Source organism: Ensifer sp. ENS09, assembly GCF_014852425.1.
Classification (GTDB): domain Bacteria; phylum Pseudomonadota; class Alphaproteobacteria; order Rhizobiales; family Rhizobiaceae; genus Ensifer.
Genome location: NZ_JACVBP010000004.1, coordinates 725,504 through 739,499, shown reverse-complemented (window position 1 = coordinate 739,499; position 13,996 = coordinate 725,504). Strand labels below are relative to the sequence as shown.

Below are 13,996 nucleotides of genomic sequence, written 5' to 3'. Positions count from 1 at the left end.
GACGAATGCTCCATGGACATTTCAGACGACTGGCCGCGGCGGCCAGTATAGTCGCGAGCCTCGCCGCGTCCGGCGTCGCTTATGCCGAAACGAAACTCGTCGTCGGCTATCAGCAGATCGTGGGCCCGTTCGTGGCCGCGATCGCCGATGGCCGCTTCGATGCAGCCGCCAAGGAGGCCGGCTATTCGATCGACTGGCGCCAGTTCAGCTCGGCCGGCGACATCACCACGGCGCTCGCCTCGGGCGACGTGCCGATCGGGGTTCTCGGTTCGACCGGCACGGCATCTGCCGCAACGCGCGGTGTCGAGCTGCAGCTTTTCTGGATCCTCGACAATATCGGCCAGTCGGAAGCGCTGGTCGCCCGTGAGGGTTCGGGCATCGAGACGCCGGCAGACCTGAAAGGCAAGAAGGTTGCCGTGCCGTTCGTCTCGACGTCGCATTTCCACCTGCTGGTCGGCATGAACAAGGTCTGGAACGTCGATCCGCGCGAGGTGGAAATTCTGAACCTGAAGCCACCACAGATCGTGGCCGCCTGGCAGCGTGGCGATATCGACGCCGCCTATGTCTGGCCGCCGGCGCTCTCGGAAATCCAGAAGACCGGCAAGACGATTTCCGACTCTGAAGTAATCGGCGCTGCGAGCGTCCCGACCTTCGACGGGCTGGTGGTGGACAAGGCCTGGGCCGCGGAAAATCCGAAACTCATGGAAGCCTTCACCAAGGTTCTGGCCGATGCCTATGCCGACTACAACGCCAACAAGGTGGCATGGACGGAGGAATCGCCTCAGGTCGAAGGCATCGTCAAGCTGATCGGCGGCGATGGTCCGAGCACGGTCGAAGCCCTACGCCTGCTTTCGTTCCCGAATGCGGATGAGCAAGCCTCCGAGGTCTGGCTCGGCGGCGGCGCCACGCGTGCGCTGACCGAAAGCGCCAAATTCCTCGTCGAGCAGAAGCAGATCAGCCAGTCGCTCGACGACTATGCGCCTTACGTGAACGCCGACTTTGCCAAGGCGGCCGCACAATAGGCTAAGCTGCCGATTGCGCCGGCCGTTGAGGAGCGGCCGGCGCACCATCATAGACCGTGACCGAGGTGCAGGGAGGCATTTCTCATGGAAACACTCAGCGTCAGAAACATCAGTCTGACCTATCCGGGCCTCTACTCGGACCAGGCGATCATCGCCCTGAAAGGCGTCAATCTTACCATCAACAGCGGCGACTTCGTCGTCGCCCTCGGTGCCTCGGGCTGCGGCAAGACTACCTTGCTCAACCTGATGGCAGGCTTCATGGCGCCTTCGGAAGGTGACATCACGCTTGGCAACCACCAGGTCAATGGCCCGGGCGCCGAACGCGGCGTCGTCTTCCAGAAACACGCGCTTCTGCCGTGGCTGAACGTCATGGAGAACACTGAATTCGGCCTCAAGCTGCGTGGCGTCGACAAGGCGACCCGGCGGGAGCTTGCCACCAAGAACCTGGCACTTGTCGGCCTGCAGGACTTTCACCGCCACATGATCTATCATCTGTCGGGCGGCATGCAGCAGCGTGTGGGCATAGCGAGGGCGTTGACCTGCGACCCCGCGATGCTCCTGATGGACGAGCCTATGGCAGCGCTCGACGCGCTGACGCGCGAGACCATCCAGGAACTGCTCTTGAAGGTCTGGCAGCTCACCAACAAGATGTTCTTCTTCATCACCCACAGTGTGGAGGAAGCGCTGTTCCTCGGCTCGCGGCTGATCGTCATGTCGCCGCGCCCGGGCCGCATCACCCACACCTACGAGCTCAACTTCAACAAGCGTTTCCTCGCCGAGGGCAATGCGCGCGCGATCAAGTCCAGCCCGGAATTCATCCGCATGCGCGAAGAGGTGCTCGGCATCATCTATGGCGACGAACGCGCGTCCGGCAACCCGGAGGTGGCCCATGCTTGACAGAGTGACCCGGGCCAAGCCCGTAAAGGCCGGCAAGATCTTTGGCGCTCCCGGTGACGGAAACAGCGGCCTCATCAGCTTTTCGACAACGGTCGTGATCGTCGCGCTCTGGTTTCTCGTGACCGAGGGCGGCTGGGTCAAGCCGCTCTTCCTGCCGTCGCCTCTGGCGGTCTGGGACAAGTTCATGCTGGCGATGACCGACGGCGTTTCGAACTCGACCTTGATGCAGCACACGCTCGCCAGTATCGGCCGCGTCTTCGGCGCCTTCCTGCTGGCATTGGTGACCGCTGTGCCGATCGGCGTACTGATGGGCGTCAACCGCTTCGTTCGCGGACTGTTCGACCCGATCATCGAATTCTACCGGCCGCTGCCGCCGCTTGCCTACCTGCCGCTCGTCATCATCTGGCTCGGCATCGGCGAGTTCCCGAAGGTCTTCCTGATCTATCTGGCGATCTTCGCCCCGATGGCGATTGCCGCGAGGGCAGGGGTGCGTTCTGTCTCTACCGAGCAGATCCATGCGGCCTATGCGATGGGCGCGACCCGCGGACAGGTGATCAGCCAGGTGATCATGAAGGCGGCTTTGCCCGAGATCTTCACCGGCATGCGCATCGGCATCGGCGTCGGCTGGACCACTCTGGTGGCTGCCGAAATGGTCGCGGCCAACCGAGGCCTCGGCTTCATGGTACTCAACGCCGCCGAAAACCTCGAAAGCGATACGGTGATCATGGGCATATTCATCATCGGCATCTTCGCCTTCGCCTTCGATCTTTTGATCCGCTACCTCGAAAAGGCGCTGATCCCCTGGAAGGGCCGCCTCTAACCGGCGACCACCTCCGACACTTCAACTGAATAAGGCCTGGCGGCCTTTTGAAGACGGCCTTTCCCGTCTCCGGCGAAGCCATGCCTGACGACCAAGCCAAAGGACAGAACCATGACACTGACGGCAACCGATCTCAAAACCTTGTTCGATGCCTTCAACCGGCATGACATCGATGGGGTCATGCACTTCTTTTCCGAGGATTGCGTGTTCAACGCGGTTGGCGGCCCCGAGGTCTACGGCAACCGTTTCGTCGGTACTGGTCCGATCGCCGATGCCTTCAGCGGCGTCTGGAAATCGATGCCGGATGCCGAATGGGCCAACCACAGCCACTTCGTCGACGGTGACCGCGGCGTGTCCGAGTGGACGTTTTCCGGCACGGCTGCCGACGGCAGCCGCATCGAGGCCGAAGGCTGCGACCTCTTCACCTTCCGCGACGGCAAGATCGTGCGCAAGCAGGCGTTCCGCAAGAACCGCCCGGTCCTGCAGCCCCGCTACTGATGGCCTGGAGCGAAAGCCATGCAACTGCGCGCCACCCCTATCAAGCCTGCCAAAGAGCCGTTTGATCCGGCCTATGACCCTAACCATACCCGCAGCCCCGGCACGGGCAAGGACTATGCGCCGACCTACTGGATCGGCACGGCCGGTCCGGAACCGGAGGACGACGGTCCGGTCACGGGCGATATCGATGTCGACGTCGCGATCATCGGTTCCGGCTATACCGGCCTCTCCTGCGCCATCCATCTGGCGCGCGAGCACGGCATCAAGGCAACGGTGCTCGAGGCCAATGGTGTCGCCTGGGGCTGCAGCACCCGCAACGGCGGGCAGGCGCAAATCTCCGCCGGCCGGCTGAAGCGCTCGCAATGGATCGCCCGCTGGGGCGTGGACGTTGCCCGCAAGATGCACGCGGAGATCTCTGAGGGCTTCGACCTTTTCCGCTCGCTTGTTCGTGAACCAGAAATCGACTGCGATCCGCAGGATGGCGGCCACCTCTATATCGCCCATCGCGACAAGATGCTGCCGGCTTTGCAAAGCGAGGTCCGCGTCCTCAACGATACCTTCGGCTATCGCGCCCGCATGGTTTCGCGCGACGAGATCCACCGCGACTTCGTCCGCGACGAGGAAGCGCGCGGCGCGATGTACGAGCCCGACGGCATGGGCATTCATGCGGCCAAGCTCGCCTTCGGCTACCTCAAGCTTGCCCGCAAGCTCGGCGCCAAGGTCCATACGTCGAGCCCGGTGCTTGACTGCACCGCCAAGGGCGGCGTGCATTACCTGACGACGCCTAGCGGAACGGTCAAAGCGCGTGCCGTCTGCATTGCGACGGCCGGCTATACCTCGCCGGGGATGAATGCGCTCACCCGTCACCGGCTGATGCCGATCCTGTCGAACTCGATCGTCACGCGGCCGCTGAGCGAAAGCGAGCAGCAGGCGCTGAACTTCAAGACGCGCATCCCGCTCACCGACACACGCACGCTGCGGCACTATTACCGCATGCTGCCTGACGGACGCGTGCAGATCGGCAGCCGCAGCGCCATTACCGGACGCGACGCGAGCAACCCGAAGCACCTCGAGCTGCTGCTTGCCGGTCTCTACCGCAAGTTCCCGGCGCTTCGCGGCATCGACATCGACTACTCCTGGTGGGGGTGGGTGGATGTCAGCCACGACATGATGCCGCGCATCTTCCAGCCGGACCCGAGCCAGCGGCTGTTCTACGCCATGGGCTATGGCGGCAACGGCGTCATGTATTCCGCCCAGGCCGGCCGTCGCATGGCGCAGATGGTCGCTGGCAAAGGCGGCGGCCTCGACCTTCCCATCTTCACATCACCCTTGCCGGGCCACGGGCTTCTGACGCCGTTCCGACGGCTTGGCCAATGGGGAATGTACCGCTGGTACTACCTCCGTGACGAGATCCTCTAACTCTTTGAAATAATACCAGGAAAGGAACCACCCCATGAAAATGACCACCGAGGAAGCCTTCGTCAAAGTTCTTCAGATGCATGGCCTCGAACATGCCTTCGGCATCATCGGCTCGGCCATGATGCCGGTGTCGGACCTGTTCCCGAAGGCCGGCATCAAGTTCTGGGACTGCGCCCACGAGACCAATGCGGGTATGATGGCCGACGGCTTCAGCCGCGCGACCGGCACGATGTCGGTCGCAATCGGCCAGAACGGCCCCGGCGTCACCGGCTTCATCACCGCGATGAAGACCGCCTACTGGAACCACACGCCGCTTCTGATGGTCACGCCCCAGGCGGCCAACAAGACGATCGGGCAGGGCGGTTTCCAGGAAGTCGACCAGATGGCGATGTTCGAGGAGATGGTCTGCTACCAGGAAGAAGTGCGTGATCCCTCGCGCATCCCGGAAGTCCTCAACCGCGTCATCGAGAAGGCCTGGCGCGGTTGTGCTCCGGCGCAGATCAACATTCCGCGCGACTACTGGACCCAGGTGATCGACGTCGACCTGCCGGCGATCGTTCGTTTCGAGCGTCCGGCGGGCGGTCCGCAGGCGATCGCCGAAGCCGCCAAGCTTTTGTCGGAAGCGAAGTTCCCGGTCATTCTCAACGGCGCCGGCGTTGTCATCGGCAATGCCATCTCCGATAGCATGAAGCTCGCCGAGCGTCTGGATGCGCCGGTCTGCTGCGGTTATCAGCACAACGACGCCTTCCCCGGCAGCCATCGCCTCTCGGTCGGCCCGCTCGGCTATAACGGCTCGAAGGCGGCGATGGAGTTGATCTCCAAGGCCGATGTCGTTCTGGCCCTCGGCACGCGGCTCAATCCATTCTCGACGCTCCCGGGCTACGGCATCGACTATTGGCCGAAGAACGCCTCGATCATCCAGGTCGACATCAACGCCGACCGGATCGGCCTGACCAAGAAGGTGTCGGTCGGCATCTGCGGCGATGCCAAGCAGGTCGCCCGCCAGATCCTCGAGCTGCTCTCGCCAACGGCAGGCGACACCGGCCGCGAAGAGCGCAGGGCTGCAATCCACCAGACCCGCTCGGCCTGGCAGCAGCAGCTCTCGTCGATGGATCACGAGGACGACGATCCGGGCACGGAATGGAACGAAAGCGCACGTTCGCGCGAGCCGAACCGCATGTCGCCGCGCCAGGCCTGGCGGGCGATCCAGGCGGCCCTGCCGAAGGAAGCGATCATCTCGACCGACATCGGCAACAACTGCGCCATCGGCAACGCCTATCCGACCTTCGAAGTCGGTCGCAAATATCTGGCGCCGGGAATGTTCGGCCCCTGCGGCTACGGCTTCCCGTCGATCGTCGGCGCCAAGATCGGTTGCCCTGACGTGCCGGTCGTCGGCTTTGCTGGCGACGGTGCCTTCGGCATCTCCATGAATGAAATGGGCTCGATCGGCCGCGAGGGTTGGCCGGCGATCACCATGGTGATCTTCCGCAACTACCAATGGGGTGCTGAGAAGCGCAACACGACGCTCTGGTACGCCAACAACTTCGTCGGCACGGAGCTCAACCCCAACCTCTCCTACGCGAAGGTGGCTGAGGGCTGCGGCCTGAAGGGGGTGGCCGTCAACACGACCGCGGCCCTGACCGAAGCGCTGTCCAACGCGATCGCCGACCAGAAAAAGGGCGTGACGACATTCATCGAAGTCATCCTCAACCAAGAGCTCGGCGAACCTTTCCGCCGTGACGCGATGAAGAAGCCCGTGCCGGTCGCCGGCATCGACCGCGCCGACATGCGTCCGCAGAAGCGGGCCTGATCTTCGCTCTACCTCAAGCCCCGCCCGGTGCGCCCGGGCGGGGCGAAGCCTCCCGCAGATGACCGGAACAGAACCATGACCTTCGTCGCCTCCGTCCACGAACGCTTCCGAAGCGTACCCTCCGGCTTTGCGGCCTACTGGCCGGGCTTTGCCGTTACCGCGGCCGTCGCCGTCGCCGCACAGTTCCTTTCCGATCACTACGGCGCACCGGCCATGCTGATGGCGCTGCTGCTCGGCATCGCCTTTCATTTCCTGTCCGAGGAAGGGCGCTGCGTCGCCGGCATCGATTTCTGCGCCAAGAAGGTGCTGCGCATCGGCGTGGCGCTGCTCGGCATGCGCATCAGCGTCGACCTCCTGATCGGCCTTGGCGCAAGCACGATCCTGCTGCTCATCTCGGCCATCGCCGCGACCATCGGCTTCGGACTGGTTGCCGCAAAATTGCTCGGTCGCGGCTGGCGGCTTGCGCTTATCACCAGCGGTTCGGTCGCGATCTGCGGCGCGTCGGCGGCCATGGCGATCGCAGCGGTGCTGCCGAAGAACGAGTTCTCCGAGCGTAATCTGATCTTCACCGTGCTGTCGGTCACGGTGCTCTCGACGCTTGCGATGATCGCCTACCCGATTCTTGCCCAGACCATGGGGCTGGACGCGCGCGCCACCGGCATCTTCTTCGGTGGCACCATCCATGACGTCGCGCAGGTCGTCGGCGCCGGCTTCTCGGTCTCGCCGGAGGCGGGCGAGACGGCCACACTCGTCAAGCTGATCCGCGTCACCATGCTCGCGCCCGTCGTCCTCATCTTCTCCCTGTCGCTGCGTAGGGTACCGCAGCCCGAAGGCGAAACCGGCAAGCGCCCGCCGCTCTTGCCGGGCTTTGTCGTCGCCTTCCTGATCTTTGCGGCTATCAACTCTTTCGGCTTCGTTCCGGAAATGGTGGCCAAGGCCGGCATGGAGACGTCGCGCTGGGCGCTGCTCGCCGGCATCGTCGCCGTCGGCATGCGCACGTCACTTCGCCGCGTGCTCGATGTCGGCGGCGACGCCGTCGCATTGATCGTCGCCGAAACCGTCTTCATCGCTCTCTTCATCCTCGTCGGCATTCACTATCTGGGGCACGCCTGATGAAACCGCTCGACCGCATACTCGAGGCTGCAAAAGCCGCGCCGCGCCATATCGTTCTCGCCGAGGGCGAAGACCCACGGATCGTCGAAGGCGCCTTGCGTGCGTCGCGTGGCGGTATTGCTGCGATCACGCTCGTTGGCGACAGGAAGATCGTCGCGGCGCAGCTGCACTCCGCCGGCGGCAGCCCAGACGAAATCTGCATCGAGGATCCGGCTTCGTCTCCGCTGACTGAGCATCTTGCCGCCGCCTACCACGACCTCCGGCGTGGCAAGGGTGTCGATGAAGCCGCAGCCGCCGCAGCCGTTCGCTCGCCGCTCGTTTTTGCGGCCATGATGGTGCGCGAGGATCACGCAGACGGAACGGTCGGGGGGGCTGTCGCCACCACCGCCGATACGGTGCGCGCCGCACTCCAGACCATCGGCCGGGCACCGGATGTCGGTCTGGTGTCGAGCTTCTTCCTGATGATGCTCTGCGCGCCGCACCACGAAAAGAAGGGTGCCTTCGTCTTCGCCGATTGCGGGTTGGTTGTGGATCCTGATGCCACCGGCCTTGCTGATATCGCGGTAACCTCGGCGCGCTCCTACGAGGCGCTCTCCGGCAAGCCGGCGAAGGTGGCAATGCTCTCCTTCTCGACGGCCGGCAGTGCTGCGCATGAGCGCGTTTCGAAGGTGGTGGAGGCGACGCGGCTCGCCCATGCCTCGGCACCAGGGCTGGTGATCGACGGGGAATTGCAGTTCGACACCGCCTTCGTCGAAGCCGTCAGCGCGGCAAAGGCGCCGCAATCGGCGCTACATGGCGAGGCCAATGTCTTCGTCTTCCCCAACCTCGACGCGGCAAACATCGGCTACAAGATCGCCCAACGCATCGGCGGCGCGACCGCGATCGGCCCGATCCTGCAAGGTCTTGCCAAGCCCGCCAACGATCTCTCGCGCGGCTGCAACGCCAACGACGTCTTCCACATGATCGCCGTCACGGTCGTTCAGGCGGGCCGAGGGCGGTGAGTCCGGTGGCGTGCTTAAAGTGCACCCGGATGGTTTGAAGAATGCCATCGCGGCGCGCTTCATCAAGGCGCAAAGCGCCTTCGACTGCACAGGCTAGGCGCTCGATCTTCTCTCTGAGTACCCGTCGTGTTCGCGGCGGAGCAAAGTCCGGTTGCGCGCAGGCTGCCGGTCACGACGTCATGATGAAGGGCCGGCACGTCTCCGACGGCAGGCCATCAAGCAGCAGTTTTCGGAACGCAGCGTCGACTTCGCGGGGAGGCATTTCCGGTCTCTCTTGCAGCCACCACCGCAAAACGGCGTTGAACGTGGAGACCATGTGGCGGATCACGAGGTCGCGGGGAAGAGCGGCATGCATTGTGCCAGGAAGTGACTGGCGGAGGACTTCCGCAAGCACATCATCGACCGCATCGCGCACGATGCCGCCTCCGCGTCCGCCTGCAAGCGCGACCTGGATGTCGGCGTGTTCGGCGACGTGCTCGAACAAGGCGCGGCTGGGATCCCATGCTTCTTCATGGCGTGCCGACGAGATCGCCTTGTCCTTTGCAGTCACCAGCAGATCGCGAAGACGTTCCAGACTGCGTTTCAAAAGGTCGTCTTTCGACGTGAAGTGCGCATAGAACGTCGATCGTCCGATGTTCGCCTCGGTCAGGATGTCTTCGACGGTGATCAACTCGTAGTGCTTGCGGCGTATCAAGGCGAGAAGCGCTTCATAAAGCGCCGTGCGCGTTCGGGCCACGCGTCGATCGATCGCCAAGTTTGCTCTCCTTTTTCCGGACGAGCGCGCGCTCCAGTCCAATTCGGTACAGGTGGTGCCCGTCTGTTTCGCAACTTCCGAACACCATGTTCCGGATCGTGCTAGCCGATTGTCGTCTAGTCAACATCGAGGAACAGCCATGGTTGAACTTTCCGCAACGTCGCATCTCTCTTCGCCTTTTCGAAAAGCCGGTGCCGGTGCGCTTCTGCTGCTCGCTCTGACGAGCCTGCACCACGCCTATGGCGCCTATATCTATGAAACACCGTGGCGCCTCCACATCGTCCATTTGGCCGTGCCGGCGGCGATCATCATAACAGCCGCTCTGTATGTCGGTCGGTCAAAGGGCGGGACCATGGCCGGACGTGTCGCGATATGGCTGGCGGCCCTTGTCGTGCTCGCCTTCCCGGTCGCGATGATCGGTATCTACGAGGGAGGCTGGAACCATGTGATCAAGAACATCGCCTATTTCGGCTTCGGAACAGACGCGGCACGGTTCCTGTTTCCCGAGCCGGTGTACCGGTTGCCGGACGATTTTCTCTTTGAATTGACGGGGATTGCCCAATTCCCGCTCGCCGTCGTCACCGCGCTCAACACGATCAACTTGTTGCGGCGACCCACCCGGTGATCGGACTTTAGCCGCCGGCGTCCGCGCCCTCGTGCTGGCCGCCGGCAGGGTTGCGGTCGACGCCGACGACCTCAGCTTGCGCTATGTGTAGATTCGCCATCCCCTTTGATGAAATCCGCAAAAGCTACGACCAGGTGATCGAACACGGCAGCAATCCTTGCCACCGATCTGAGATCCTCGTGGGCGACGATCCAGGTATCCAGTGACGTCACCACGACCTCCGGCAGGAGACGCTGAAGTCCTGGGTCCCTCTCTCCGATCGGAACCTGCATGATCGTGATGCCGAGGCCGGCCCGTGTCGCGGCAATGCGCGCGGGATGGCAATCCGTCCGCATCGCATAGCGTATCGGGGGCAGTTCTGGTGCGGCGCTCTTGCCGATCTTCATGTCGACGGGGGAGCGATCCGGCCCGAGGACGTCGTGACTGGCGAGATCGGCCAAGGAGCCCGGCCGTCCCCGGCGCGCGATGTAGTCGGCGCTGGCGAACAAGCCGAGCGGGATGGAACCGACTTTGCGGGCGATCAAGGCATCCTGCGTCGGCGCAACTGTTGTCCGCAGTGCCGATCGTGCATCCCGATCAACGTCGCAGCCGAACCCTCGGCGCGCGGGAATTGCGCAGCCCGATCCGTCCGCCAGGCTACGTCCACCAGACGCCAGCCTTGAAGGCGGTGGGTTTTGAGCATTATGCGCGGCTAGCCTGAGAGGGCACTCAGCCTCGGAGATCGAGCGCTCCTTCCGGGCGCTCACAAAGCAAGACCTGTTGCGGGATTTCCCGTTCGGGCAACAATTCGACGACAGGAAAACATATGCAGAGCCAGGGCGGGTTGCGTTGGGTCTTTTTGGTCGCCGTGGCGGCCGTCGGTCTCAATCTTCGCCCGTTTATCGCAAGTGTCGGGCCTTTGGCAGAGAGTATTCGTGCCGGTACCGGCCTCGGGCCCTATGGACTGGCAATGCTGACATTCGTGCCGATGGTGCTGATGGGCTGCTCTGCCTTCCTTGGCCCGGGTCTGCAGCGGATCGCCGGCACACGCCCGGTGATCCTGTCTGCGCTCGCCACCATCAGCCTCGGGACGATCATGCGTCTCTTCGTTTCCAGCGGCTGGATGATGATTGCCAGCGCTGCGGTGATCGGCGCCGGTGTCGCTGTCATTCAGGCTGTCTTTCCGGGCATCATCAAACGGCAGTTTCCGGATCAGGCGGGCCCAATCGCTGGGCTCTACTCGGCGATGCTGCTGGGCGGCGGCGCCTTGGGAGCGCAGGCGTCTCCTGTCATCTCGGACTTGACTGGCAGTTGGCGCATCGGGCTCGGTTCGCTGGCAGCGCTCGGCGTTGTCGCCGTCGCTGTTGCCTGGGTCGCGCTTCCCAGCGACGGCCCACGGAAACCGGAGGGCAATCTCGTCCGAAATTTGCTCACGAAGCCGCGGGCCTGGCTCCTCATGGTGTTCTTCGGTCTGGTCAATGGCGGCTACACTTCGGTGGTGGTCTGGCTCGCTCCACACTACCAGCAGCTTGGCTGGGGCCTTTCGGCGAGCGGCAGTCTGCTCGCGGTCATGGCGGTCTTCCAGGCAGCGGCTGCGCTCATCCTGCCGGTCTTGGCCTGCCGCAACGGGATGGACCGGCGGCCGTGGCTGTGGTTCACGCTCGGGTGCCAGTTCGCAGGCTATGCGGGCTTTGCCTTCGCGCCGCATGCAGCACCGTTTGCGTTCGTCGCGCTGACCGGCGCCGGGCTCGGCGGCTGCTTCGCCCTGTCGATGGTGGTCGCGCTCGATCATCTGGCCGACCCCGCACAGGCAACTGCGCTATCGGCCGTGATGCAAGGCGGTGGTTTTCTGCTGGCGGCCACACCGCCGATGATCGTGTCCGCACTCCACGACCTGACCGGAAGCTTTGCCACCGGCTGGAAGTGGCACCTCGGTTCTATTCTCATCGCGGCCGCGCTCACCGCACGCCTGGCGCCGCGAGGCTATGCAGCCGCAATGCCACTGGCACCGGCGACGACCAGCACCGACCGGCCGTTCGGATAAGGCAACGCTGCGAACAAGCGCGTCAGGCGATCGTTCGTGCGCTATCCGTCATCAGCTTCAGCCCAAGTGCGCCCACCACGGCGCCGGCGGCGCGGTCGATCCAGGTCTTTGAGCGCAGATAGACGACCCGCGGCCCATGGGAGGAAAAGCCGAGGGCGACGATCGCGTACCACAGGAACTCGTTGATGAAGAGCAGCGGGGGGAGAGCGAGAAGCATCCAGGTGGGCGCCGGCGACGGCAGCAGCGCGGCGAACATCGAGGCGTAGAAGATCGCCGTCTTCGGGTTGGAGATCTGAACGAAGAGCCCCCGTAGCAGGGATTTCCAGAGCGTGCTCGGCTGGTCGGCTGGCGTCTCGGCAATCGTAATCTTCTGCGGTGCTGCCCGCCAGATGCCGATGCCGATCCAGACAAGATAGGCGCCGCCGGCGAGCCTCAGGAGGATGTTGAGCCATTCGACCTGAAGAAGGATCGCCGTCAGGCCAGCGACCGCAATACAGGCGAAGAAAAAGCCGCCAATGCCCATGCCGACCGCTGCCATCAATCCATCGGCGCGCGACCGCGCAATCGCGATCCGCGACACGACGATGAAGCTTGGGCCGGGGCTCATGGCTCCAAGCAGGAAGACGCCCAGGATGGAGGCAAGAATTGCAAGTTCATGCATGTCGCTATCCTCTCATTGGAGCGCTGCCGCCAGCGCGGGGTGATTATGTAATGCGTCGCGTCGTTCCTCAATCGGGCGCGTGCCACACCTGCCTGCTCCGCGGGGAAACCGAAGATGTATCCGTCAATGGCGCCCCTCCTCGATCTTCGGGAGGAACCAAGCGAGAAGCCCCGCAAGCGGAAGGAACGAGCAGATATAATAGACCGTTTCGACACCGTAGCGGTCGGCCAATATGCCGAGAAGCGCTGCGGCAATGCCACCCAAGCCGAAGTTCAGGCCGTAGAACAGCCCTCCGATCAGTCCGATGCGGTTCGGTAGCAGTTCGATGGCGTAGATCAGGATCGATGCAAAGGCGCTTGCCATGATCAGGTTGATCATCACCGTCAGCACGCCGGTCCAGAACAGATCGACGTGGGGCAGGATCAGCGTCAGGGGAAGCGGCCCCAGAACCGAGATCCAGATGATCCGGTACCGCCCGATGCGATCGCCGATAATGCCGCCGATCAGTGCGCCTGCGGCCGAGGCGAGCAGGAAGATGAACAGCATCATCTGTGCGGAAGGAATGGAAAGTCCGAACCTTTCCATGAGGTAGAAGGTGTAGAACGAACGGAAACTTTCGCCGTAGGCGTTCTTGGTGAACATCAGCAGCGTCAGGACCACCAGAGCGACAGCGATCGTTGCCGGCGCGTGACGGACGCTGCCGGCCTTCTTGCTCTCCGCCCGCAGCGCCATGAATGCAGCGCTGATCTCGCGCTGCTTGCTGCCAATCCAGGCGAGAAGCATCATGGCCAGCAACGCCAGGGCGGCGAACCACGCAAGGCTCGGCTGCCCCCAGGGAACGATGATCACCGCGGCAAAGACCGGGCCGAGCGCACCGCCTGCCTGGCCACCGACCTGAAACAGTCCCTGCGCCAAGCCCTGCCGTCCGCCGGCGGCATAGCGCGCCATGCGCGTGGCTTCGGGATGGAAGATGGACGACCCGATGCCGATCAGTGCGACCGAGACAAGGATCATGGCGTAGCTGTCAGCAAGGGCGAGGCTGACCAGGCCCGACAGCGTGAACATCATTCCGACAACCGGCGAATAGGGGGCAGGGTGCTTGTCCGTGACCATTCCGATCGCCGGCTGCAGCAGAGACCCGGCAATCTGGAAGGTCATCGTGATCATGCCGATCTGCACGAAGTCGAGCGCGTAGGCGTCCTTCAGGATCGGATAGGCGGCCGGGATCAGCGACTGCATGAGGTCGTTGAGGAGATGGGTGACCCCGAGAACGACCAGGACGGCAAGATGCGTCTTCGGGCGTGTCACGGCAGGGATGGCAACTGTCATGGTAGATTTCTAGACTCCAGGATG

The 13,996-nt window shown here is 63.5% G+C and carries 14 protein-coding genes; 10 read left to right on the top strand and 4 right to left on the bottom strand.

Annotated features, from left to right (window positions below):
* The first annotated feature begins 5 nt into the window (after positions 1-5).
* From tauA to pta, 8 genes are all read left to right on the top strand, one after another.
* Complete coding sequence (tauA, locus tag IB267_RS23725) at positions 6-1,022, top strand: taurine ABC transporter substrate-binding protein (RefSeq protein WP_192449853.1); 1,017 nt, start codon at positions 6-8, stop codon at positions 1,020-1,022.
* An 84-nt stretch (positions 1,023-1,106) separates the two neighbouring features.
* Positions 1,107-1,919: a taurine ABC transporter ATP-binding protein gene (locus tag IB267_RS23720; RefSeq protein WP_043615157.1), complete on the top strand. Its 813-nt coding sequence runs from the start codon at positions 1,107-1,109 to the stop codon at positions 1,917-1,919.
* Positions 1,912-2,739 carry an ABC transporter permease subunit gene (locus IB267_RS23715; RefSeq protein WP_043615155.1) on the top strand — a complete coding sequence of 276 codons (828 nt, stop codon included), beginning with the start codon at positions 1,912-1,914 and terminating at the stop codon, positions 2,737-2,739. The genes IB267_RS23720 and IB267_RS23715 overlap by 8 nt, the downstream gene beginning before the upstream one ends.
* Before the next feature lie 117 nt (positions 2,740-2,856).
* Positions 2,857-3,237, top strand: a complete 381-nt coding sequence (locus tag IB267_RS23710; RefSeq protein ID WP_192450038.1) for a nuclear transport factor 2 family protein — start codon at positions 2,857-2,859, stop codon at positions 3,235-3,237.
* An 18-nt stretch (positions 3,238-3,255) separates the two neighbouring features.
* On the top strand, positions 3,256-4,656 hold the full coding sequence (locus tag IB267_RS23705; protein WP_192449852.1) for an FAD-binding oxidoreductase: 1,401 nt from the start codon (positions 3,256-3,258) through the stop codon (positions 4,654-4,656).
* Positions 4,657-4,690: 34 nt separating this feature from the next.
* A complete protein-coding gene (xsc, locus tag IB267_RS23700; protein ID WP_192449851.1) occupies positions 4,691-6,466 on the top strand; it encodes a sulfoacetaldehyde acetyltransferase in 1,776 nt (591 codons plus the stop codon).
* Between the two features lie 75 nt (positions 6,467-6,541).
* Positions 6,542-7,579 (top strand): YeiH family protein, encoded by a 1,038-nt coding sequence (locus IB267_RS23695; RefSeq protein ID WP_192449850.1) that lies wholly within the window; start codon positions 6,542-6,544, stop codon positions 7,577-7,579.
* Complete coding sequence (gene pta, locus IB267_RS23690) at positions 7,579-8,580, top strand: phosphate acetyltransferase (RefSeq protein ID WP_192449849.1); 1,002 nt, start codon at positions 7,579-7,581, stop codon at positions 8,578-8,580. The genes IB267_RS23695 and pta overlap by 1 nt, the downstream gene beginning before the upstream one ends.
* Before the next feature lie 169 nt (positions 8,581-8,749).
* On the opposite strand, the gene IB267_RS23685 is transcribed toward pta, so the two are convergent.
* Entirely contained in the window at positions 8,750-9,316 is a 567-nt protein-coding gene (locus IB267_RS23685) for a TetR/AcrR family transcriptional regulator (protein WP_371742628.1), read from the bottom strand.
* A gap of 157 nt (positions 9,317-9,473) precedes the next feature.
* Between IB267_RS23685 and IB267_RS23680 the strand changes: the two genes are divergently transcribed.
* Positions 9,474-9,959, top strand: coding sequence for a hypothetical protein (locus tag IB267_RS23680; protein WP_192449847.1), 486 nt, complete (start codon positions 9,474-9,476; stop codon positions 9,957-9,959).
* Between the two features lie 71 nt (positions 9,960-10,030).
* On the opposite strand, the gene IB267_RS23675 is transcribed toward IB267_RS23680, so the two are convergent.
* Positions 10,031-10,705, bottom strand: coding sequence for a LysR substrate-binding domain-containing protein (locus IB267_RS23675; RefSeq protein ID WP_371742616.1), 675 nt, complete (start codon positions 10,703-10,705; stop codon positions 10,031-10,033).
* A 59-nt stretch (positions 10,706-10,764) separates the two neighbouring features.
* On the opposite strand from IB267_RS23675, the gene IB267_RS23670 reads away from it, so the two are divergent.
* Positions 10,765-11,982 (top strand): MFS transporter, encoded by a 1,218-nt coding sequence (locus tag IB267_RS23670; RefSeq protein ID WP_192449845.1) that lies wholly within the window; start codon positions 10,765-10,767, stop codon positions 11,980-11,982.
* Between the two features lie 22 nt (positions 11,983-12,004).
* Here the strand turns inward: IB267_RS23670 and IB267_RS23665 are convergent, their stop codons facing one another.
* On the bottom strand, positions 12,005-12,643 hold the full coding sequence (locus IB267_RS23665; RefSeq protein WP_192449844.1) for a LysE family translocator: 639 nt from the start codon (positions 12,641-12,643) through the stop codon (positions 12,005-12,007).
* Positions 12,644-12,766: 123 nt separating this feature from the next.
* Positions 12,767-13,972 (bottom strand): MFS transporter, encoded by a 1,206-nt coding sequence (locus IB267_RS23660; protein ID WP_156134048.1) that lies wholly within the window; start codon positions 13,970-13,972, stop codon positions 12,767-12,769.
* Positions 13,973-13,996: the final 24 nt, after the last annotated feature.